We start from the raw sequence: 24,135 nt of genomic DNA on the forward strand, positions 1-24,135 counted from the left end.
AGAAGAACGATGTTAATGAGTAGAAGAAAAGGACTTGCAGCAAATCATATCGTCAGAATCAACGGAAAACGAATTGATCTTAAAGCATTAGAACAGGTCATGATGCTTCATTTTCCGCTAAAGGAATGTGCATTCATCCCGAAGAAAAATGAAGAAGGCAGCCTCTCGCTTGTGCTATTTGCACAGGCGAAGGACCCTTCGCTGACAAGAGAGGATCTGATGACAGGCGTACTTCATCCTGATGAAGTGCCCGCCGCTCTCGTCTTATTACCTTCCTTGCCAAGGACAGAAAGTGGAGCGGTCGATACAGAAGCACTGCTTTCGATTGACATCATTGATGAAGAGAGTTTGAGAAAGATAGAAGATCGTACGAAAGCTATAGATGGAGTAGAGGAAGCGGCTGCTCTCATAGAAAGTCAGACAGAAAAACAAACGCCTTATCACCTAGATGATCTGTTTCCTAATCGGCAGCGGGCGCAAGAGAATGTATCGATCTCAAAGGACGATGCGGGCGAAACAAAGCAAGCATCCGTCCATGAAAAGCCGCCTGCACTTGTGTATGGCGGGGATGTCATCAAAAACCAAGGCACACCTGTCACACTGACAGAGGTGCTAATTCGATCAGCCTTTATGTCACCTGATCGCGGGGTAACCTATATTAAAGAAGGCGGGCGCACGTTGACCCAAACCTATCCTGAGTTACTCACAAACGCAGAACGGGTTCTGTCTGGTTTAAGGAAAGCAGGGCTGACAAACGGCGATCAAGTGTTACTCCAATTGAAAGATCATCAAGATTTCATCACTGCGTTTTGGGGCTGTATTCTCGGTGGCATCATTCCGACTCCAGTCTCTGTACCACCTGTTTATGATGAAACGAATCAAGCTGTGAACAAACTGAAAGGCGTGTTTCAGCTGCAAAATGAACCTTTCATTATGACGAATGAAGCAAGTGCTGAGGACATTGCTGGGCTGCGAGAGGCATTTGAGGCAAAAAACATGCCCATTTTAACTATCGAAACATTGCTCTCATGTGAGCCGGATGAACAGCATTATGAGCCAGAGCCGGATGAGCCTGTGCTTCAGCTGCTCTCTTCAGGAAGTACGGGTGTGCCAAAGTGTATCCGTCACAACCATCAAAGTATTTTATCTAGAATCATTTCCTTTGAGCAGACAAATGGCTTTACGCATGAGGATGTGTCGCTTAACTGGATGCCGCTTGATCATGTAGGAGGCATTGTCATGTTTCATGTACATGATGTCTACTTTGGCTGCCAGCAGATTAGTCCATCCATCGATCAATTTATCGAGCGGCCGATGGTGTGGCTGGATTGGATAGAAACATACGGCGTCACAAGGACATGGGCACCGAATTTTGCTTTTGCGATGATGAATGAATATGAGGATGACATTCGCAAAGGGAGCTGGGATATCTCCACACTGACGTATATCATGAATGCAGCCGAAGCGGTTGTGCCAAAAGTGACGCAGCGCTTCATGCATATGATGAGTCAGCACGGATTAAGCCGTCATGCGATGGTGCCGGCGTACGGTATGTCTGAAACATCCTCAGCCATTGTCCAATCTAAGAAATTTATGAGGCATGGTGATCAAGATGGACAGCTGACGATTGATCAGACTTCGTTAACAAGTGAAATTCAATACGTAGCACAAGATCATCCGCACAAAATGACGTTTACAGAAGTCGGTGCACCGATTCCGTCTGTATGGATTCGGATTGTAGACGAACATCATCATGTGCTGCCAGAAGATCAGGTTGGACGATTGCAGGTGAAGAGTCCGACGATTATGATGGGCTATGATCAAAATGAGGAAGCCAATCAAGAGGTATTTGCGGAAAATGGCTGGTTTCACACCGGTGATTTAGGATTTATTCACGAAGGGCGTCTTGTTCTGACAGGTCGAGAAAAGGACATCATCGTTATCAATGGAGCCAACTATTTGAATTATGAAATTGAAGCAGTTGTGGAAGAGGTGGACGGAGTTGAAGTCACTTTTGCCGCTGCGTACGGCATCTACAATCCCGAATCAAGCAATGACACGCTTGCTATCTTCTTTGTCACACAAAAGGATTCGCTAGAGGAACAAGTCACGATGATTCAGCAAATTAGAGAGGCTATCATCCGTAAAATTGGCATAGAGCCCGATCACATCATCCCAGTGAAAAAAGACCAATTTCCGAAAACAGAAAGCGGAAAGATCCAGCGTGCTCAGTTAGGCGCGGCACTAAAAGAGGGTGTGTTCCGTGACATTGAAAGGGCACTGGACCTTGCTTCTGAAAATGAACAAACACTGCCAGATTGGTTTTTTAAACGCACTTGGGCAAAGGAGCATATTGGTCCGGCTCATCCTGCTGCTGATCATATACTCGTTTTCGAGGATGAAAAAGGGCTTTACCAATCACTTTACGTCCAATTCGAACAAAGAAATCAGCCCTATGTTTCTGTGAAAAAAGGACATGAATTTTTGCGTCTGTCTAAAGGGATGTACCAGATGAACCCGAGAATCAAGGGGGATTACGTCAGGCTTGTTGCAGCACTTGAAGCAGATGAATTAAAGACAGGGCGCATACTCCACTTGTGGAATGTGACAGACAAAGAAGCCATCGTTGAGCCTGCGCAGTTTACAGAAATGCATGCGAGATCCAATCAATCGATTTTGTACTTGTATCAAGCATGGAGGCAAGAAAACAAAGAGCCTGTCCGGCTTGTTGTTGTAACAAAGGGTGGTCAATTTGTGAATGCTGAAGACGATCTTCATGTGGAGAAAACGTCGCTCGTTGGTTTGTTAAAAACCATCCCGCAAGAATGGGAAGGAGCAGAGGTGTCGCATATTGATATTGAAGCGGAGCAAGTGGAACAAGATGCAAAGTATATGGCTGATGAGCTTTCGGCGATTCATATCAAAGCAGAGGTGGCATACCGAAAAGGGTACAGGCTCGTACCAAAGCTGGAAAAAGTCGATATGATGAACGTATCTCAAACAGAAGGATTTTTAGAATATGAAGGACTGTATTTGCTGACTGGAGGACTTGGTGGTATTGGATTTGAACTGTCTAAGCAGATGCTCCAATTTGGCTTAAAGCTTGTCTTGATTGGAAGGACTTCTTTGGAAGACAACATTGAAAAGAAAGAAGCATTCTCACAGCTAAAAGACCTCGGTGACGTCATCTATGTCCAAGCGGATGTGACGAATTTTGCTGACGTGGAGCGTACGATTTACAAAGCAGAAAAACATTTCGGTCAATCCATCAGGGGTGTGCTGCATTTAGCTGGAGCAGGCAATGTGTCAGAGCATTTTCAGCAGGCAGATAAGTATACATTGGCTCATACGTCAGAAGAGGATTTTACAAAGGAACTGTCAGGGAAAGCGGACGGAGCGTTTGTCCTGCAGGAAGCCTTCAAGCATGATCCGGCTGTACCACTCGTCTTTTTTGGATCAGTAAATGGATTTTTTGGCGGTACAACATTCGGGGCTTACTCTGCGGCCAATAGCTTTTTAGATGGGCTTGCACACACGCTCACCTTTAAAGAAGGGAGACGGGCGATCTCTTTAAACTTTAGTATGTGGGATAATCTCGGTTTGTCTAAGGGACATACCGGCGCAGCCCTTACCGTCCGCAAGGGATTTCAATTGATTGGAAAGAAGCAAGGTCTCCATTCATTCTGTCTAGGTGCTCGGCTGAATGAAGCGCATCTATTTATCGGCCTAGACGGAGCCAATCCAGAAATCGCTGCGTATGTTCAGCCAGCGCAAATCCCGACTTTTGAGAAAAAGCTTCTTTACACGGCGATGCATGGAAAAGAAGTGCATGTTGAAGAAATCGCAAACATAACAAAAGATGGCTGGGATATTCAGCAAGTACAGGAAATACCGAAAAGACAAGATGGGTCTATTGATCATGAAGCCCTCAAGCTGAATCATCACAAACATGGACAATCCTTTGAAAAGCAATTGCCAGAAACGGAAACAGAGCAGGTGCTTGCTACCATTTGGGAGGACATTTTAGACGTTGATCGTGTGTACAAAGAGGATCAATTCTTTGATCTTGGCGGACATTCATTAAAAGCGACTCAAACCATTTCAAGGATCAATCATGAGTTTTCAATCAAAACGCCTTTAAAAATATTATTTGAAAGCAAGCATCTGGCACATTTGGCGCAAATGGTTGATGACATCAAAGAGGTATCGGCTGGTCAGGAAGCCAAGATTCCAAAGCTGGAAAAGCGAACAAGCTATGAGCTGTCACATGCTCAGAAACGTATTTGGTTCTTATCCACATTGGAAAAGATTCATCATTACAATATATTAGGTGTTTGGAAGCTGACAGGACAACTGCACATTCAAGCGTTAACAAAAGCGATTGGTCTCTTAACAAAACGTCATGAAGCACTGCGTGCAACCTTTCAATCGCTTGGCGGCAAGCCGGTTCAACTAATACGTGAAGACCTTCCGCCATCCGTCACAGTTGCGAACTTTTCATTATTTAATGAAAAAACAAGAACGAGAAGGCTCAAGCAGCTTATTCAGCAAGAAGCGAACCGCATGTATGATTTGGAAAGAGGGCCTCTTGCGCAGTGGACGATTGTGGATATGGGCAATGAAGAATGTTATCTTCTTTGCGCACAGCATCATATCATTTCAGATGCATGGTCGCTCAGTCTGCTCATTCAGGAATTAGAATTGGCTTATGACGGCCTGCTTGTAGATGAAGAGCCGCAGCTCCCAGCACTGGAAATTGAGTGGACCGATTATGTTCATTGGGAAAATGAGCAAGTAACGCATCATCAAGCAGACCAATCCTATTGGCTCAAGACCTTACAAGGTGAACTTCCAGTGCTAGAGCTGCCGTTTGACCGTCCTCGTCCGCCAGTTCAAACATTTAACGGCGCTACAGAGCAAATCGTCTTGGAAGATACGCTTATTCGCCGTTTGCAAGCTTTGTCCAAACAGCAGGGCACAACGCTGTTTATGACGATGCTGTCGGCGTACTACGTCCTGCTTCACAAGCTGTCTGGACAGACAAATATTATCATTGGCTCGCCGATCGCAGGGCGCGATGCCGAGCAATCAGAGAAGCTTGTTGGAATGTTTGTGAATACACTCGCGCTGAGACAGGATATCTCCACAGCAGCTACGTTTGCTGATGTCATGGGAAACGTGAAAGAGATGACATTAAAAGCATTTGAGCATCAGCGCTATCCATTTGACAAGCTTGTCGATGATCTTTCTTTAGATAGAGATTTAAGTCGATCGCCTATTTTCCAAGTGGCGATGGGGTATGTAACAGATTCGCTCAATATCAATCTCAAAGGGCTGACAAGTGAGCATGTGATGGTTCATCATACAGTGTCTAAGTTTGATCTCACCTTACATGTATTTGAACAGGGAGATCAGCTGTCGATCCATGTGGAATACAATACAGATTTATTTGATCAAGAAACCATTCATCGTTATATGAATTATTATCTTCGTTTGCTAGATGGTATGACAGCTCAGCCTGAACGTACATTTTCTGATTATTGCTTAATGGACAAAGCGGAGCAGGCTGCGATGATCATTGGGAAAAACCAAACGGCTACGCCTTATCCAAAGCGCACCATTCAAGAGCTGTTTGAAGAACAGGTGCAGCGTGATCCGCATCGCATTGCCTTGTCTTATTTGGAAGAGCATATGACGTATCAAGAGTTGGATGAGAAGGCAACAAAGCTTGCTGCTTACTTGCAGTCAAAAGGAGTTGGACCAGGTTCACTTGTAACGATGCTCTTTGATCGTTCCTTTGACATGATTGTCTCAGTGCTAGGCATCGTCAAATCTGGTGCTGCATATGTTCCGATGTCACCAGAATATCCAGATGCGCGAATCCGTCTCATTGTTCGTGATACACAAAGTGATGTGGTCATTACTCAGTCTCATTTAATAGAGCGTTTAGTAGACTTTACAGGTACAAAGATTGACATGGACAAGCCACTACTAGAAACAGATGCAGGGTATCAAAGAGAACAATCTATCATTGGAGAAGACCAGTTAGCCTATGTCAACTACACATCAGGCTCAACAGGTACACCAAAAGGCGTCATGCTCCCCCATGCAGGAGTTGTCCGTCTCGTGAGAGAAACAAATTATATGAAACTAGGTCCAGATGATAAGATGCTTCAGCTCTCAAACTATGCTTTTGATGCCTTTACATTTGAGTTGTGGGGTATGCTCCTGAATGGCGGTCAGCTCATTCTGATTCCGAAATATGCCGCGCTGAATATGGATGAATTATCACGGCTGATCAAAGCGCATGAAGTGACAGCCAACTGTCTGCCAACCGCTTTATTCAATCGGCTGGTAGAGCACGATCCAACAAGTGTAGCAGGCTACCGTACATTACTCGTTGGCGGAGAAGCGATGTCCAGCGAGCATGCACGAAAGGCACTGCCCCATATGAAAGGTGTACTGATCAATGCTTACGGTCCTACAGAAAACACGACCCTAGCTACAACACACCAAGTCACGCACGTGCCGGAGGGAGCAAGGTCAGTTCCAATTGGTGTCCCAGTATCGAATTCAACTGTCGTCATACTAGATGATGCGCTCAATCCAGTGCCAGCAGGCGTCAAAGGAGAAATTTATATCGGCGGAACAGGTCTGGCAAAAGGCTACCTTCATGATCTAGAGCGGACGCAGGAACGGTTTATAGACAATCCATTCCCTGAACTAGAGGGAGAAAGGCTGTTTCGTTCAGGTGATCTTGGTACATGGCGTTCAGATGGCACCATTGAATATCTCGGCCGAAAAGACAACCTCGTGAAAATTAGAGGCTACCGGATTGAATGTGGAGAAATAGAGACAGCTCTCCTCAAGCATCCACAAGTAAAAGAGTGTACAGTCATCGCCAAAACGTATGGCAGCTCAAAACGGCTGGCAGCCTACCTTGTCACAGACGGAGAGAATCCTACTCCAGGCTGGAAAGCATTTTTACAGGAAAGCCTGCCAGGTTACATGATTCCAAGTTACTTTATTGTAATGGACGAAATGCCAGTCACAACAAACGGAAAGGTTGATCAAAAAGCGTTGCCAGACCCAGCAGAAACGATCTCTCTTTCTCAAGGAGATGACAAACCAGTCACCGAAACGCAGGAACAAATTGTCACAGCCTTCAAGGAAGTACTTGGTGTCAAACAAGTAGGCATACATGACTCATTCTTTGATTTAGGCGGCGATTCAATTATGAGTATCCAAGCCGTTGCCAAATTAAAAGAACAGGGGATTCGGGTTGATCCAAAATGGATTTTCATGCATCCAGCACCGGCTCAGCTAGCCGCACATGTGGATGCAATGCCAGAGGCTGGGGAGCACGTCGAAAGGTCTCCAAAGGACTACGTGATTGAACTGAAAAAAGGCGATCCAGCCGAGCCAAGGATTTTCTTTGCACCGCCTGCCGGTGGAACGGTGATGGGCTATATCGATGTGGCTAAGCTGATGACCCATCAAGGCGCTGTGTACGCCGTGCAGTCTCCTGGCTTATATGAGGATGAGGAACCGCAATTCCTTCATTACACAGAACTTGTGTCCATATTTGTAGAAGCCATTGAGACCTTCTATCGACCTGGTGTTGACTATCTAGCAGGTCATTCAATGGGCGGGCATCTTGCTTACGGAATGAATCAGCGGCTCTGCCATGCAGGAAAAGCGCCGAAAGGACTCATCATTTTAGATACGGTCCCAGTGTTAAGGGATGAGGCAGATCAGGCGCTCCATGCGGATATGAACGAAGAAGAAGTGAAAATGCTTGCGCTTGTCCTTGGAATGGGAAATCTCGTCGGTATCCAGCCAGAGGCATTACAAGGGCTCAGCTTCCAAGAAGTGAAGCAAAGAATACTCAAAGAGGCAGAAAAGGATGAAGTGGTTCATCAATTTATGAATGATCAGTATTTAGATAAATATTTGCAAATGCAAACGCATAATACGATCATGTCACAAGCCATTGAATTAGAAAAAGAACCATTTGATGTGCCGTTTTATATTGTACAAAGCAGTGATCACGCCATTGATTTCCAAAAGAAGTTCTCAGATTGGGAGGCTTATACGAAAGGATCGTGCTCGTATTATCACATCAAAGGAGACCATGTCACCATGATGAAAAGGCCGCAGGCAGATGAACTGGCACGAATTCTTCAAACGATGATAAAGGGGTAAGAACGTATGAGTCATTTATTTAAAACTTTTGAAAAAAAATCAGACCTTATTCAACTTATTTGTTTTCCCTTTGCAGGCGGTTATTCCGCCTCGTACCGCCCGCTTTTTGAACAGCTAAAAGGCACTGCCGAAATCACAGCAGCAGAGCCCCCAGGTCATGGAACCAATCTCATGCCTCTCGAAACGAGCATTGACCGATTGGCTGAGCTGTACAAAGAAGGGCTCATGGGCAACTTGAACCGCCCATTTATCCTGTTTGGACATTCCATGGGAGGACTTGTCGTGTATAGACTGACGCAGCTATTAGAAAGGGAAGGAATTAATCCTGTTGCAGTCGTAATTTCGGCTATTCAGCCGCCGCAAACAAAACGACAGATCCTGACCCATTTATCGAATGAAGCATTTGTTCAGCATATTGCCGAAATGGGCGGGATACCAAAGGAATTATTAGAAAACAAACCAATGATGGATTACTTTACGCCGTCCTTACGTGCAGACTATCAGGCGCTGGAAACCTTCCAGCACAAAGACCAATCCATCATCGAAACACCCGTTTATTTATTCAATGGAACACAAGATAAAAAATGCATGCAAGATGCAAACGGCTGGCTGCCATGGGCAAAAACCATCGAACGCACCAATTTCGAAGGAGGGCACATGTATATCAACACACACCTCGAATCCTTTGCAGAACAGATGAGACTTGTGATCGACCTTGCAGGCAAACAACACTTGATAAAGAATTAAGAAAAAACGACCCAAATGGGTCGTCAGCTTGTAGAGAAACTCATGTTTTTCTACAGGCTTTTTTATTTTCATCGTAATTATGATGGATGAGATTTAATGAAAAAGGCCTCCCACAATCCTAACCTAGCTTCGCTAGGTGTGTGGCAATCTTTTTCATGTTCTGACACGCAGCTGTGAGGAGAACTTGCTCACTCACATTTTGTTTCCCCCTTAACCGGCAGTAGCGAAGCCCATGCAGTTGTTTTGAATCTGCAAAGCTTCGCTCTATTTTTTCTTTTCTTTTTTTATATAGCTCTTTTCCAGAAACAGTTAGACGATTCTGTCTGATCTTTTCTTTATGTTCTTCCCATATGTGTCTTGAGATGACTCTTTGATGATTTTTCGACCTTGTGCATCTTTCAAGGAAAGGACACGATGCACATTTTTTAGGATCTGATTTGTAGAATCGATAACCTTTTCGATCTGTTGTCGTATATAAAAGCTTCTCACCTTTTGGGCATATGTAATGATCATTTTCAGAATCATACTGAAACTTCCACTTCTCAAATAATCCTCTTGTTGGATGAAAACGTCTATGGGCAATGACACCAAAAATATGTCGATCAGATAAACCTTTACAAATTGGTGTTGTCAAATAACCTGAATCAAGCGCAACAGCTTCTACTTGAAAACCAAATCGTGCGATTTGGTGATCTAACCGATCAAGATATGGAACAGAATCATGGACATTTCCAGGCGTGACATGAGCATCGGTGATGATATTATACTTCATATCTGTTGTCCGGTGGTCTAGGTAGAAAAAGCCTTCAGGCTTGTTTTCGCGATATAGATAGCCACTTTCAGGATCAGTCATACTTTGACGAATGTCTTTTTCTGTTTTCACCTCCTCTTTTACCTTTAAGAGCTTTTTTCCATGTGCCACCCGATCTTCTTGGACTGCTTCTTCTAAATCATTGATATAGTTCTGGGTATCTTGTTCAATCGTTTTTCTCGTATATTTATGTTTATTAGCATTAGCTTTAAGGTGAGTTGAATCAGTAAAAAGAACGCGACCTCCTACCATATCATGATTGATAGCTTGAAGCACAATCTCATCGAAAATGTCTTGAAAAATCGTTGTATTTTTAAATCGAGTACGACGATTCCAACTAATAGTGGAGTGATGGGGAACGGGATCATTGATGTTCAAATCCAAAAACCATCTATACGCCATGTTATAGTAAATTTCTTTTTCGAGTTGTCTTTCAGAACGGATACCGTAAAGGTATCCGATAAACATCATTTTGAACAAAATAAGCGGATCAAGGGAAGGACGACCTTTATTTTCACTATAATAGGGTTTTACTTTATCTACGATAAATGAAAAATCAATGTACTGATCAATTTTACGAAGCAGGTGATCCTCTTCGACCAGTTGATCTAGCAATACAAATTCGGCTTCGTGCTGAGAAGAATTTCTAGTGTGGAACATGAGAAAAACACCTTCCTTTAGAATGCTTTTCTCTATTATAAAATGGAGTGGTGGAAAATTTAAGGGAAAAAATAAAGCTGCCGAGATTTTCTCGACAGCCTGACGACCCAAATGGGTCGTTTTTTACTGAGGGATAATACTTGAAAATGCTGATATAGCCAAAGAAAACAAGAATACTATGACGAAAGGGATGTAAAGTTTATAATCTCTATTTTCTTGATTTTTCACGTAGGAATAGCACCATACACTAAATGAAACGATAACAAAAATATTAATATTCCACAAAAATGGAATTGTGATTGTGTATTCAGCATTAGGTACATTAAAAAGGTATAAAATAATGACAATCAAGTTACCTAGTAAAATGAAATAGTAAGATAATATACCTTTTTTAAATATACTTTTATAGGAATCTTTTGTTCCAAAAACTATCAAACTCAGAAAAATAATTAACGAAAATAATAAAACCTCTACCATAGGCTTGAATACTTCTCCAATAACAGCAAGAGAAATACCTATCCACTTACTAATTTCAATTATATCTTGGTTTCCTTCAACTTGTAGTTCTAGTAAATTTTTATTTATTTCATCCATTTTCAATATAGAAAGGATAAAAGCTATAATACCAGAGAGTATGCATACTAATAAAATATGTTTTTTCATAAGAACACCCTTTAGCAATATCAAATTTTTATGAAATGAAATTCAATAATAGAAGCAATGAATAACAAAAAAACTCCGGTTAAGAGCTGACAGAAATAGATTTTTCCTTTTGGTTTAAAAGATATTTTGTCTTTAGATATTATATAGAACATAATTTGCTTTGATACATCAAATGAGACAAAATAAAAAAGAAACAACCCGATAATTTCCACCGGGGAATGGAAAATTATATAATATATTGCTATGTCAATTCCATATATATATGTATATGATATAAAAAATGCACCTAGGAAAAATCCATTTAAAAAAATAATGATACTAGATAACAAGCCCAAGCTAACTATTCCAGCAACTAATATTAGTAGTGATACAAAAAGGTTATTAAAGAAAATTTTTTGATAGCTGTCAATATTTATATTGTTTTTAAAATCAATACTATCTATAAAAGTTGAAGCGAAAACACTTAAACTAAAACCTCCTAAAAAAAGTACAATAAAAATCAAAAAAATTTTAAGATAACTTTTCAAAAAATTTCTTTTCGAGTTGATCTTCATGAAAAGTCACTCCTGAAGATTTTTTTTCTGAGTGAATAATAGTGCCATTATCAATAAAAAGGATTTCATCGCATAAGTGTGCTGCAAATTGGATGATATGAGTGGAAAGCAAAATGATTTTGTTGGCTTCTTTGAAATTTCTTAAATGTTTCTTCATATCAGCCATGTTTGTAGGATCCAAACCTGTAAATGGCTCATCTAATAAAATAATGTTTGGATTGTGTAATATTGTTAGAATAAAAGACATTCTTTGTCTCATTCCTCTTGAAAGAGAAGAGGAACGCCGGTTTGTTTGCTCTTCTAATCCATAGTTACGCAACATCTCATTTATCTGGTCATTTTCTAAGGGTTGTTCTACAAGCATAGATTGATATTTTACTAATTCAAAACAAGTTAAGTTGTCAAACAAAATTGGATCATCTTCCATATATCCTATTGATGAAAAATTTTGCTTGCTATGATTTATCAATATTTGACCTTCGTCAGGTTGTATTAATCCAGCTATCATTTCTAAAATAGTAGTTTTTCCAGCACCGTTTTTACCTAATAAACCAATTATTGATCCTTCTTTGAAATGCATCTCAGGAATCATAACTTTAAAGTTGGATTCTTTATATTCTTTAGTTAGATTATGAAGTGATAACATACAATCCCTCACTCAAATAATGTTTTAAATGATTTGTAGTTTTTATTTATTGTTCTTTCCCAAAATCTAATTATTAAAAATATAATAATAAATAAACTAGTGACCATAACGATATTCGTTACAATAAAATATATTGTGCTATAGGATGAAATGACTGATAAAGCTAAAATCAACCCATAACAAATATTTAAAGTCAATTTACTAAGAGAACTAGGAACTTGATAAACAAATTCCCACTTGAAATATGGAAATACGACAGTAGAACCTACAGTACAAACAGCTATAAGAATACAGGTGTTTACTAAAGTGATTATCACGTATAGAGGCTCGTCTAGTTTTATAGTGAAACTTGAGAAAATGGTGTATAAAATACAAAAGAAGAAATGTAGTATGATAGATAAAATAATCTTATTTTTGATTTTATTTTTAACTAAGTTAGGTAATTTTCGTTTTAAAGGTAGAATAGGGCCATCAATATCAAAGGAAACATACGGTTGTATTGCATTTGATATAAAAATCATAGGGAAAATAACACTAAAAATAAATAAAAAATCATTTTCTATATTTAATGTTTCAAGTTGGTTCGTATTAACACCATAAATAATTAAACCAAATAGCCCCCCAGATATTGTTAATATAAATAATAATACTGACCATTGGATAGGGGGATTTCTCATGAGGAGTGTAATTTCATAAAACAATATATGATTAAATTTTCTAGATGTCCCCTTTTGTTCTTTCTCTTTTTTTTGGAAATGGAAAATTGGCACATTACGAACGTTTCTTCCCCAATAAATTACTAAAAGCATACTAATGAATGTGAAGGCTAAAATAATATATATTGAATAACTAGATAAATTACTTTTTAATAAATTGAATTTAAATATAGTGAATACCCAAATTGCAATGAGGCCTGTAGTTATATATCCAATAGTTGATGAAATGACGAAAAATTTGGGGTTTGAAAGTAGTAACAATATATGCAATCTAAGTAAGTAACCTAAGATGAAAGAAGTCACGGCCAGAGCTGCTAGTGTAAAAGCTCCTTGTAACCCGTGTATACTTAAATTTGTTAAGTAAGAACCTAGGATGAAGAATAATAAACCAACCATAGTACTGAAAAATTTACTCATATCTTTACCGAAAATATATTGATCTAGATGGATTTTTAAAATAGCCATCTGTTTTTTATCCGAAGAGAAAAGTATTCTCATCAAGCTCTTATCAATATTTATTGTAAACATTAATATGAAAAGTGATAGATAGATTATTGATATATTTTTCAAAAAATAAGTAGTTAATACACCCAGTAATAGGGGTGAAATTATGTATAAGAAAGAAAAAAGTGCAAAAATGAGAGCATTATTACATTGATGTCTTCTAAAATCATTAATTAACAAGATCTTTGTGTATGTTAAATATTTCTGCATTTACAACACTTCCATTTTTAAAGGTGTAAAGAGAAGGCGTTTTACACCTTCTCTATAAAAAAACATTTTTTAGAAAGCGATAGCGTATTTAACCCCGTATTTTCTAGCATAACTAATTACTAGAGAGGCAATAGCACCAAGTCCAAAAGTACCTAGGACAGCAGCAATAGCACCAACTGTACCAGCAGCATTTAGAATGGCACTAATAGAAGTTAATGCCCAAGTAGGTATTTGAGGATAGTTTGCTGCTAGATTTGCAAAAGGTGTGACTGGTTCAAGAGTCAATAAAACCATAGTTGTTAAAGTTAAAGTGAAAATAAGACTCAAGCCAAGAATTGCGAACAATCTATTTTTTAACCCCATTTTCATATTTAACACCTCCCCCCCTTGCTTATATACCCACATTATACATAAAATGGTTTTAAGATAAATGGGATTTGTGTACTGTATTTTCCATTTAAATGGTTATTGAGGTGTTTATTTTGATGTATTAACAGGACAGAAGACGATTTTATTAAAAAAATAAAACCTCATAAACTTGTATATTATTAATTTGATAATACTTCAATAACTATCTATGAAGTGTGAAGTAAATAGAATCATTATTTAATCCTAACAATTTGATGCAATATTCTTTGCTTGGATAAATAGAGGAAGATGCATTGATCTTGAAGGCAAACAACAATTCATGAAACAGTAAAAAGAAAGCGGTCCTCCTTAAAGGGACCGCTTTTTCTTATGAATTCCGCTTCTTTACCACATTCCCGCCAATCACTCCGCCAATGACCAGCACACCTCCGATGAGATGATACCAATCAATTGTTTCATGTAAAATGAGAACCCCAGCGGCGACTGTAATAAACGCAGATAAATTGTTAAAGATGCTGACCTTTGCCGCTTCAAGCTGGGAAAGGGCATAGTTTGATAAATATGCTGTGAGAAGTGAAGAAAGAATGCCTAAAAAGAATGCCTAAAAAGAGCATTGACCATATAAAGGATGGTTGTGTAAATGGGCTGAAAAATTGCAGTGTTGTTCCGTTTACTGAATGCCGAATGAGCGCAGCGGCATTGAAGAAGATAAATCCAAAGAATGTCATCACGAAAGTGAGTTCAATTACATGGAAGCGCCGTGTAATGACCCGGGCAAATACACTGTATGCACTGGAGGATAAGGCTGAAAGTAATATCAGTACATAGCCGATCATGTGTGAATGCTTTACATCAATTCCCTTCATGACGAAGAGAAGCATCACTCCGCACACCGAAAGAATGGTAAACAGCACTTGGATCCATGTCGCGCGTTCCTTTAAAAACCACGCGGCCAGCACCATTGTTAAAATAGGAATCGTTGCCTGTATAATACCAGCCTCTGACGAAGAGGTATACATCAGCCCCCATACTTGAAAAGCAAAAAACAACACAGGATAAAGCAAGGAAAACGGTACGATGTAGAGAAGATCACGCCATTGAATGGAGAGGCGGATCTTCTTTCGTAAAAATGGAAACAGCAATAGTGCGGCTGCAAAAGAAACGGTAAAGCGATGTGCCAATAAATCAATTGGGTTCGCTGATTCTAATGCAATTTTGACAAACAAAAATGAAAAACCAATGATCGTCGCGTAGCCTATCGCGGCAGCATACGCTTTCTGTTTTGAAATGTCCACAATTTGACTCCTTATACGAGCATGCATGCTTCAGATGAATTGACCGGTTCTGTACTTCTATCGTAATCGGATCATCTAAGGTGTACAATAAGAGAACATGATATCTGTACCGGTACAAGGAGGAAGCGGTGTGAGGAAATATGATCAGCTTGTTCTCAGCTTAAAAGAGAAGATGACGTCTGGTGAATACCATGCGGGCATGAAGATCCCTTCCATTCGCCATTTGGCGGCACAATATGCATTGAGCAAAAGCACAGTTATTAAAGCATTAGACACATTAGAACGAGAACATCTGCTGTATTCTGTAGAAAGAAGCGGCTACTATGTCGTGAAAACAAAGCAGTTATCGGGGAAAGAGGATAGCACATGGATTGATTTTGCTTCATCTGCACCTGATCCCGTCGTGTTTCCATATGTTGATTTCCAGCACTGCATCAACCAAGCCATCGATTTGTATCAAAATGACTTGTTTATTTACGGTACAACCAACGGATTACCATCGCTGCTGCCAGTCATTTCTAAGCGATAAATGGATTATCAAGTGTTTGCTAATCCAGAGCAGATCGTTATGACCTCTGGTATTCAGCTGGCATTATCCATTTTAAGCACCATCCCTTTTCCGAATGGCAAACAGACCATACTAGTCGAACAGCCAGGCTATCACCTATACCTTCAATATTTAGAAAAAAATCAACTTCCTGTGATGGGGATTCAGCGGACGGAAAAGGGAATTGATCTTCAAGAATTGGAGCGCATCTTTCGAGAAGAAGAGATTCGTTTTTTCTATACGATGCCAAGGTTTCAAAACCCCCTTGGAACGAGCTTGTCAAAACAAGAGAAAAGAGCGATTGCAGCTCTTGCCGAAAAATACGACGTCTATATCGTTGAAGATGATTATATAGCCGATTTAGAATTTGATGCAAAAAGAGACCCGATCTATTCATACGATCAGGCGGGAAAGGTCATTTATTTAAAAAGCTTCTCCAAAATCATTTTTCCAGGACTTCGAACAGGAGCAGTCGTCTTACCTGAGGAACTAATTAGTCCTTTTAGCGAACACAAACGGCTCATTGACATCGACAGCTCCATGCTGTCACAGGCAGCCTTAGAAATATACTTGAAAAGCGGGATGTTTGAACGGCATCGAGAAAGAATGCAGACAACCTATCGCAATCGATCCAAACAGCTAGTGACATGCCTGAAAAGCGATCAAATCGCTTATCAACTAGGAGAAGAGGAGCCGGCTACTCATACACATGTACGGATCGATCGGTCAATTCCGATGAACCAGCTCATTCAGCAGCTAAAAAAGGCATCTGTTTCCATTCAGTCAATCGATCGCCATTATCTTTCGACCTATCAAAAAGACCCCATTCTTCAGTTGAACATTTGGCATGTGAAAGAAGAGCAAATCACACGTGGAGTCGATTTGTTAAAGACAGCATTTCAGCAAATTGGGCGATATTAAAGACGAGCCAGCACATCATGGCAAGAGAGTATCTCAACACGTTCAGCCGCAGAAGGCTTTCGTGTACACACCGCCATTTGGTAGGCAGGATCGAGTGAGTATGTTTGAACAAAGCAGGGCGCCTCATGATCAGGTAATGTCAATGTCGCCTGTCCATCCTCTGACAGGCGGGCTGTAAAGGAAGAAAGACCATAGGATAATCCCTTTCCAGTCAGCTTGATAAAAGCCTCCTTCATTGACCATAAATGAAAGAAGTAGGCTTCCTGCCGTTCTGCCGATTGTGAAAGTAAATCCTTATACTCATCTGCTGAAAAAAATCTTTTAGCAATCGCTAGATCAATCGGTTTGATCTCCTCAATATCAATCCCTACAGGTGCATCATCTATTGCGCATACGACCCAATCACCAGAGTGAGAAAGATTAAAATGAAAAGAAGGAATGTGCCGGACAACAGGCTTGCCATTGCCCTCTGTTTCAAAAACGATCTGATCAAAAGGCAGATCGTTCATATCATGGATCACCTGACGAACCAGTACCTCACCTAACAAGGTCCTTCTTGCATCGACCAAAAATCGAAAGCGCTCAGCCGCAGCGCGCTTTTCAGCTGAAACAAAGGGTTTCAATTGATCAATTTGTTTTCGTGCATGGATGTCATCTAAATGTTGTAATTGGATAGCGAAAATCTTCATCATGAACCTCTAATTTTTTACATTAATTGTACCATTGTAGAGCGCCGTACAAAAGGGACATCCTGTACACAAATCGACAGAAAGCACTTCTACGTCTGTTTCAGGATATGAACCCCATTCGGATCTTTCGTGTCTAATCCATTGCAATCAGTCATGATCACGTGAAGTAAAGAGAGGCGTTCTCCTTTTTGCCAGTGAATGGGCTGATTCAAAGAAGAGAGCAGTTGACCCACTTTAGATGTCTGTGACAAATCAGGAACAGCAATTGTCATGGCTTGAAGCGTATCGTTCCCAGTTTCAATGACATCTGTACGCCGCTGTAATTCAAACCTTAAACGAAGAGGTGTTGAAAGAAACGTTCTTCGTTCTCCTTCTTGAACCGGCCAGTTGAGCTCTTTTACCTGTGAAAGTAGCTCCCCATATTCTTCATCTGAGACAAGAAAGCCAATGTGATCAAAAAGGACTTTTTTACTATAACCGAATGTGATATTGATTTGTCCCTTTCTCATTTCGACGATGCGAAAGGTCGGCTGCTCTTCTCTAAAGTCATCCCATGTGAGCGGCGGATGAAAGGAGCCATCCTTTGTGAAACGCGCCTTTACTTCAAAGCCTAGCGACCGATACGCCTGCTCGGTCTCTTCAACAAATGGTGTCCAGTAATGATAATGAAAAAGCTGCATGAGGTCTCATCTCCGATAATAGAATATTCTGTTTATTTATTTTAACACAAGAAAAGCCATTCTTTTTTGTAGAATGGCTTGTTCTTATCGGATAAGCGTCTGAACAGGTTTCTCTGCTGTTTTTGTAATAAGCAGCTCTAGGAGACGTGTCGATTGTGGCAAAGAGAATCGAAGGACGAGACCTGTGAAAATAGCCGTCAGAATCGTGCCAACGCCAATCGGTCCGCCGAGCATCCATGCAAACAAAAGCACTGTTAACTCAATGCCATTTCGCACCCACTGCACGTTCAATCCAGTTTTCGCTGAGATGAGGAGCATTAATGAATCTCTTGGCCCGGCGCCAAGATTCGCGGAGACATAAATGCCAACACCATATCCTGAAACCACAACGCCCGTAATAAACACATATAAAGCGGGTAAATACCCATGTGGTGCAGGCAATACCGCATTAAAGAAATCTATAAACATACCAATCAGCACCATGTTCAGTAATGCGCCGATCTTTGGAAATGATTTCGTAAAAACAGAAGTTAGTGTCACAATGAGTGCACCAATAATGATGGACCACTGTCCAATCGTCAGTCCAAAATGCTGAAACAGTCCGTAATGGAAAGCGTCCCAAGGACCAATCCCAAGAATCTTTCCTTTCACTGTCAGTGATAGTCCAAAAGCTAGTACGATCAATCCAACAAAATAAAAAAACCAACGTAAAAGATGTTCCCGCTTCAAAAGCTTTCCCTTCTTTCTTAAACACTCGAATTCAATCGTAACATACTCCCACATCCCTTTAAATGACTTTGCTCAATTGTAATCGCTTACTTAAGAAAAGATTTTTTTCGAATCGTAAAGGCTAAAACATCAAAACAAGCAGCAAGACTTTTGGCTTGTTTTTTTTGACAAAGCGATCCAATCATTCCCTTTTTTTAAGAGAAAAAGAAAAAAAACCAATATATACTGACAAAAAATCATCATTATCCAATTAAAGATTATTTATCTTTAAATAGAAAGGATTGTATGTAATACACATCATAAGACCTGTTTGGGAAGATAGATAGATGAGGAAATTTGAAATAAAAAAAGGTTATTTTATTGGAAGAACACAAGTGAATCAATCATTTGAAGATATGTAGTTCAAAATGTCTATTTTTGTCGAAAATAGTTATTTAGTCCTGTTGAGGCTTTTGAAATGTTACTGATATTCTTTACCAAAGTGTGGGAGGTGAACTGGTACATACCATTATGATTTAAAGCAAGTAAAAGGGGATGTCAAAAATGAACATATTTAAAAGAACGAGTCAGTTATTTCTTATATTGGTGCTGGTTGCTGGAAATTTATTAACCGTCTCACCAGCTGTTACGAAAGCCGCTGGGACGGTGGTTGTGAACAATACGGATTCCTATATGATTGGGACTAGACCACTAGTTCTTCAACAACTCGATGGAAATGATCCAACAAATGTTAAAGCTAGTGTAGAGGTGAAAGGAATCGATATAGGCGCAGTGAATGGTGTTGCTGTTAGCGATCGAGAAAATGTAGTGTATGCAACTGCAAATGGCACTAGCCTTACTCTATATAAAATAAATGCGACATCAGGGCAAGCACAAGTCGTAACGAAACTACCTGAAGGCGCTACTAATGCCGTTGTGCATCAAGATAAATATATTTATTCTTATTTTTCTAATGGTGATTCTTTCCTTGGAACGTACGATTTAGTTACGGGTAAAAAAACGTCCAAAAAAATCGTCGGTTATGACGCTGGCTCTGGCATTGGCGGAGACATTGGTGGAGACCTTGTTGTCGATAAGGATGGTTATCTTTGGTTTGCATCTAATAACAGTGGAGCCATTGCACAAATGAATCCTGAAACAGCTGAAGTCATTCGTGTCATTCCGATTACAAATGCGGACGGTAAAACGATTGACGGAGGCGTGCGGGGAATTAGCTTCTTGCCAAATGGACAAATGCTATTACAGTCAGGATTAAACGAATCCATTGGTCATTCCACTCTTTTTACACTTGATGCGAAAACATTAAGTACAACATATTTAGGCATTGCGGGTGATTCATTATCTTACGACTTAGCTTCACGTGTGAAGCCCGAATTTGATCCATATCCACCTAACCTTGAATCAGAAAAATCGGTTGCTTTACAGAAAAAAGCAGAAGGCAACACAGATGAAAAGAATCCAGAAGTAGGCGACACTTTGCTTTATACAATTAGAGCAAAAAATACGGTGCAATACGGCGTTCTTAAGAATCTGACCATATCAGATAATCTTCCGAGTAGTTTAACCTATGTTTCTGGATCTCTTAAGGTAGACGGTACAAGCGTAACCGATGCCAAAGATCAAGACAAAGGTGATTATACAAACGGCACTGTTACAGGTCAAATAGGTGATGTGAAAGACACTGATTGGCACACCGTGACATTTGAAGCGAAAGTAGCAAAAGGTCAAGCTGGCAAGGATATTCAAAATACAGCGAATGTCGAAGGGGATAATACACCACCAGACAAACCAACAACAAACATAGAAATTTATCCTCGTGATCCAAAGCTTGAATCAGAAAAATCAGCGGTCTTACAGAAAAAAGCAGATGGTAATACAGATGAGAAACATCCAGAAGTAGGCGACACATTACTGTATACCATTCAAGCCCGTAACGCTATTGAAGATAGCGTGATTGAAGATCTTGTGATTTCTGACAAGTTACCTCAAGGGTTATCATATGTACCAAACTCACTTCAGGTAGATGGAAATCCAGTCACAGATGCAAAAGATGGCGACAACGGTGATATAACAGATGGGACTGTCACTGGAACGTTCGGTGAAGTGAAAGATGTGAAATGGCATACCGTGACGTTTGAAGTCACAGTTGAAAAAGGTCAGGCAGGCAAAGACATTCAAAATACAGCGAGTGTCACAACCGGCAACACACCGCCAGACAAGCCGACAACGAATATAGAAATCTATCCACGTGACCCGAAATTGACTTCTGAAAAATCAGCGGTCTTACAGAAAAAAGCAGAAGGTAACACAGATGAGAAGCATCCAGAGGTCGGTGACACCCTTCTTTATACGATTAAAACAAAGAATACGATAGAAGACAGTCTCGTTGAAAACTTAGTGATTTCGGATGAATTGCCAGAAGGATTAGCATATGTGCCGAATTCACTTAAGGTAGATGGACAAGCGGTGACAGATGAGCAAGATCAAGACAATGGTAATGTCACAAATAGAACCATTTCAGGACAATTCGGTGACATTAAGGATACCGATTGGCATACCGTGACGTTTGAGGTCACGATTGAAAAAGGACAGTCTGGTCAAGACATTCAAAATACAGCGAGTGTCACAGGTGAAAACACGCCGCCAGACAAACCAACAACAGAAATAGAAATTTATCCTCGTGATCCAAAGCTTGAATCAGAAAAATCAGCGGTCTTACAGAAAAAAGCAGAAGGCAACACAGATGAGAAGCACCCAGAAGTAGGGGACACCCTTCTTTATACGATTAAAACAAAGAACACGATAGAAGACAGTCTTGTTGAAAATCTAGTGATCTCAGATCAATTGCCAAAAGGGCTGGAGTATGTCGCTGGTTCTCTTGAGATTGATGGAGAATCCGTCACAGATGTGAAAGATGACGATAACGGTGACTACACAGATGGAAAGGTCACGGGTTATTTTGGCGATGTGAAGGACACGGACTGGCACACTGTGACGTTTGAAGTGACAGTTGAAAAGGGACAGGCTGGTCAAGACATTCAAAATACAGCTGAAGTAACAGGCGAAAACACGCCGCCAGATGATCCAACAACGAAAACAGAAATTTATCCTCGTGAACCAAAACTAGCATCAGAAAAGGATGCAAGCATTCAGAAAAAAGCAGAAGGTAACACAGACGAAAAGACACCTCACGTAGGCGATACTCTTCTTTATACGATCAAAACTAAGAATCTTGAAGAAGATAGCATCGTCAAAGATCTAGTCATCACAGATCAATTGCCAGAAGGTCTTGAATACGTCGAAGGATCACTAAAAGTAGATGATCAAGCTGTCACAGATGCAAAAGATGACGACAACGGAGACTACACAAAAGGCACAGTAACCGGTCAATTTGGCGATATCAAAGATACGGACTGGCATATGATTACTTTTGAAGCGAAGATCGCTAAAGGTCAAGCGGATAAAAGCATTCAAAATACAGCGAAAGTAACAGGCGAAAACACACCGCCAGATGAGCCGACAACCGAAACAAACATTGATCCCAGAGATCCAAAACTTGAATCAGAAAAAACATCTGAGATTGCTCAAAAAGCAGAGGGCAATACAAATGAAAAACAAGTTCAAGTAGGCGATACGCTTCTTTACACCATCAAAACAAAAAATAGTGTAGAAGACAGTGTCATCAAAGATTTAGTCATCACAGATCAACTGCCAGAAGGTCTTGAATACGTCGAAGGATCATTAAAAGTAGATGGCCAAGCCGTCACAGATGCAAAAGATGACGACAACGGAGACTACACAAAAGGCACAGTAACCGGTCAATTTGGTGATATCAAAGACACCGACTGGCATACAGTGACGTTTGAAGCGAAAGTTGCTAAGGGCCAATCAGGTAAAAGTATTCAAAACACAGCGAAAGTAACAGGCGAAAACACACCGCCAGATGAGCCGACAACCGAAATAACCATTGATCCCAGAGATCCAAAACTTGAATCAGAAAAAACATTTGAGATTGCTCATAAAGCAGATGGCAATACAGATGAAAAACAAGTTCAAGTAGGCGATACCCTTCTTTACACCATCAAAGCAAAAAATAGTGTAGAAGACAGTGTCGTCAAAAATCTAATCATCACAGATCAACTACCAGAAGGTCTTGAATACGTCGAAGGATCATTAAAAGTAGATGACCAAACCGTCACAGATGCAAAAGATGATGACAACGGAGATTACACAAAAGGCACAGTAACCGGTCAATTTGGCGATATCAAAGATAACGATTGGCATACCGTAACGTTTGAGGCGAAGGTTGCCAAAGGGTCTGAAGGTAAAACCATTCAAAATATCGGAGTCGTGAAGGGTGAGAATGTAGATGAACCAGACAAACCTGAAAACTCAACGACAGTAGAACCGCCGAATGTGCCAGAAGTGCCAGCAAATCCAGATCAACCTTCTGAGCCACAACAGGATACACCTGGTCATCATCTTCCGAACACTGCAACAGCGATGTACAACTTTTTACTAGTCGGATTTGCACTCGTATTAATAGGTGCGGCCCTTATTGTATGGAAAAGAAGAAAAAGAAACGGGTAATCGCCCATGGTTCAAAAAATCATCTCAGCGACACTGATCACAGCAGGTATTTGTCTTGTGATGATAGGATATATGACAATCGTTGATGGGCAAAGGCAAGTAGATCAATCTTTCCAGTCTGCACAAGCAGCCATCCAGCAAAAGGGGGATACGGATTCCCCTTTTGTGCCAAAGGCTGGTGAAACCATTGGACTCTTGCACATTCCAAAGTTAAATGCTGAGTTACCAATTGTAGAAGGAACGGATGCGGAGGATTTGGCAAAGGGTGTTGGTCATTACCACGAGAGCTATTTACCTAATGAACAAGGACAAATCGTTTTATCTGGGCATCGTGATACTGTGTTTAGACGAACAGGAGAACTTGTGAAAGGGGATCAACTCGTCATTGAGCTTTCATACGGTCGATTTACCTATGAAATTGAGAAAACAAAGATTGTGAAAAAAGATGATCAAAGTATTATTACGCTTCAACAGGAAAAGGAAGAACTTATCCTTACCACATGTTATCCTTTTTCCTTCATTGGTCCTGCACCAAATAGATATATCATATATGGGAAGCGTGTTTAGCCACTGGATCAGCCTGCAACTTATCCTTTCTC

General features: G+C 40.4%; 13 protein-coding genes and 2 pseudogenes. 5 read left to right on the plus strand and 10 right to left on the minus strand.

Features of this window, described 5'->3' with window-relative positions:
• Positions 1-9: 9 nt before the first annotated feature.
• Positions 10-8,205 (plus strand): non-ribosomal peptide synthetase, encoded by an 8,196-nt coding sequence (locus tag NKR21_RS01910; RefSeq protein WP_144458008.1) that lies wholly within the window; start codon positions 10-12, stop codon positions 8,203-8,205.
• Between the two features lie 6 nt (positions 8,206-8,211).
• The gene (locus NKR21_RS01915; RefSeq protein ID WP_144458010.1) at positions 8,212-8,952 is read left to right on the plus strand and encodes a thioesterase II family protein; all 741 of its coding nucleotides are present in this window, start codon (positions 8,212-8,214) and stop codon (positions 8,950-8,952) included.
• A gap of 118 nt (positions 8,953-9,070) precedes the next feature.
• Here NKR21_RS01915 and NKR21_RS01920 read toward each other — a convergent pair whose 3' ends face one another.
• The 7 genes and pseudogenes from NKR21_RS01920 to NKR21_RS01950 form a co-directional block, all read right to left on the minus strand.
• Positions 9,071-10,423, minus strand: coding sequence for an IS1182 family transposase (locus NKR21_RS01920; protein ID WP_253602411.1), 1,353 nt, complete (start codon positions 10,421-10,423; stop codon positions 9,071-9,073).
• A gap of 123 nt (positions 10,424-10,546) precedes the next feature.
• A complete protein-coding gene (locus NKR21_RS01925) occupies positions 10,547-11,086 on the minus strand; it encodes a hypothetical protein (RefSeq protein WP_088000580.1) in 540 nt (179 codons plus the stop codon).
• A 20-nt stretch (positions 11,087-11,106) separates the two neighbouring features.
• Complete coding sequence (locus NKR21_RS01930) at positions 11,107-11,640, minus strand: stage II sporulation protein M (RefSeq protein WP_088000582.1); 534 nt, start codon at positions 11,638-11,640, stop codon at positions 11,107-11,109.
• Positions 11,597-12,286: an ABC transporter ATP-binding protein gene (locus NKR21_RS01935; protein ID WP_144457052.1), complete on the minus strand. Its 690-nt coding sequence runs from the start codon at positions 12,284-12,286 to the stop codon at positions 11,597-11,599. Before NKR21_RS01935 ends, NKR21_RS01930 begins: the two co-directional genes overlap by 44 nt.
• Positions 12,287-12,294: 8 nt before the next feature.
• Positions 12,295-13,467, minus strand: coding sequence for a hypothetical protein (locus tag NKR21_RS01940; RefSeq protein ID WP_253602412.1), 1,173 nt, complete (start codon positions 13,465-13,467; stop codon positions 12,295-12,297).
• Between the two features lie 318 nt (positions 13,468-13,785).
• Positions 13,786-14,085, minus strand: coding sequence for a hypothetical protein (locus tag NKR21_RS01945; protein WP_088000588.1), 300 nt, complete (start codon positions 14,083-14,085; stop codon positions 13,786-13,788).
• Between the two features lie 367 nt (positions 14,086-14,452).
• Positions 14,453-15,407 (minus strand): annotated as a pseudogene (locus tag NKR21_RS01950) (DMT family transporter).
• Between the two features lie 103 nt (positions 15,408-15,510).
• Between NKR21_RS01950 and NKR21_RS01955 the strand changes: the two are divergent.
• Positions 15,511-16,848, plus strand: a pseudogene (locus NKR21_RS01955) (aminotransferase-like domain-containing protein).
• Here NKR21_RS01955 and NKR21_RS01960 read toward each other — a convergent pair.
• The 3 genes from NKR21_RS01960 to NKR21_RS01970 all read right to left on the minus strand — a co-directional run bounded on the left by NKR21_RS01960 (position 16,845) and on the right by NKR21_RS01970 (position 18,946).
• Positions 16,845-17,537, minus strand: coding sequence for a 4'-phosphopantetheinyl transferase family protein (locus NKR21_RS01960; protein WP_144457048.1), 693 nt, complete (start codon positions 17,535-17,537; stop codon positions 16,845-16,847). The pseudogene NKR21_RS01955 and the gene NKR21_RS01960 sit on opposite strands and share 4 nt — an antisense overlap.
• 89 nt (positions 17,538-17,626) lie before the next feature.
• Entirely contained in the window at positions 17,627-18,217 is a 591-nt protein-coding gene (locus tag NKR21_RS01965) for a hypothetical protein (protein ID WP_012008895.1), read from the minus strand.
• Positions 18,218-18,301: 84 nt separating this feature from the next.
• Positions 18,302-18,946: a YczE/YyaS/YitT family protein gene (locus tag NKR21_RS01970; protein WP_012008896.1), complete on the minus strand. Its 645-nt coding sequence runs from the start codon at positions 18,944-18,946 to the stop codon at positions 18,302-18,304.
• 543 nt (positions 18,947-19,489) lie between these two features.
• Between NKR21_RS01970 and NKR21_RS01975 the strand changes: the two genes are divergently transcribed.
• Positions 19,490-23,536 carry an isopeptide-forming domain-containing fimbrial protein gene (locus NKR21_RS01975; protein WP_144457046.1) on the plus strand — a complete coding sequence of 1,349 codons (4,047 nt, stop codon included), beginning with the start codon at positions 19,490-19,492 and terminating at the stop codon, positions 23,534-23,536.
• 6 nt (positions 23,537-23,542) lie between these two features.
• Complete coding sequence (locus tag NKR21_RS01980) at positions 23,543-24,103, plus strand: class D sortase (protein WP_012008898.1); 561 nt, start codon at positions 23,543-23,545, stop codon at positions 24,101-24,103.
• Positions 24,104-24,135: the final 32 nt, after the last annotated feature.

Source organism: Bacillus sp. 1735sda2, from assembly GCF_024159245.1.
Taxonomy (GTDB): Bacteria; Bacillota; Bacilli; order Bacillales; family Bacillaceae; genus Bacillus; species Bacillus pumilus_O.

What these genes read in the sequence shown, in the direction of transcription:
- NKR21_RS01910 (WP_144458008.1), top strand. Translation starts at nt 10, where the DNA reads ATGTTAATGAGTAGAAGAAAAGGACTTGCAGCAAATCATATCGTCAGA.
- NKR21_RS01915 (WP_144458010.1), top strand. Translation starts at nt 8,212, where the DNA reads ATGAGTCATTTATTTAAAACTTTTGAAAAAAAATCAGACCTTATTCAA.
- NKR21_RS01920 (WP_253602411.1), bottom strand. Translation starts at nt 10,423, where the DNA reads ATGTTCCACACTAGAAATTCTTCTCAGCACGAAGCCGAATTTGTATTG.
- NKR21_RS01925 (WP_088000580.1), bottom strand. Translation starts at nt 11,086, where the DNA reads ATGAAAAAACATATTTTATTAGTATGCATACTCTCTGGTATTATAGCT.
- NKR21_RS01930 (WP_088000582.1), bottom strand. Translation starts at nt 11,640, where the DNA reads ATGAAGATCAACTCGAAAAGAAATTTTTTGAAAAGTTATCTTAAAATT.
- NKR21_RS01935 (WP_144457052.1), bottom strand. Translation starts at nt 12,286, where the DNA reads ATGTTATCACTTCATAATCTAACTAAAGAATATAAAGAATCCAACTTT.
- NKR21_RS01940 (WP_253602412.1), bottom strand. Translation starts at nt 13,467, where the DNA reads ATGGCTATTTTAAAAATCCATCTAGATCAATATATTTTCGGTAAAGAT.
- NKR21_RS01945 (WP_088000588.1), bottom strand. Translation starts at nt 14,085, where the DNA reads ATGAAAATGGGGTTAAAAAATAGATTGTTCGCAATTCTTGGCTTGAGT.
- NKR21_RS01960 (WP_144457048.1), bottom strand. Translation starts at nt 17,537, where the DNA reads ATGAAGATTTTCGCTATCCAATTACAACATTTAGATGACATCCATGCA.
- NKR21_RS01965 (WP_012008895.1), bottom strand. Translation starts at nt 18,217, where the DNA reads ATGCAGCTTTTTCATTATCATTACTGGACACCATTTGTTGAAGAGACC.
- NKR21_RS01975 (WP_144457046.1), top strand. Translation starts at nt 19,490, where the DNA reads ATGAACATATTTAAAAGAACGAGTCAGTTATTTCTTATATTGGTGCTG.
- NKR21_RS01980 (WP_012008898.1), top strand. Translation starts at nt 23,543, where the DNA reads ATGGTTCAAAAAATCATCTCAGCGACACTGATCACAGCAGGTATTTGT.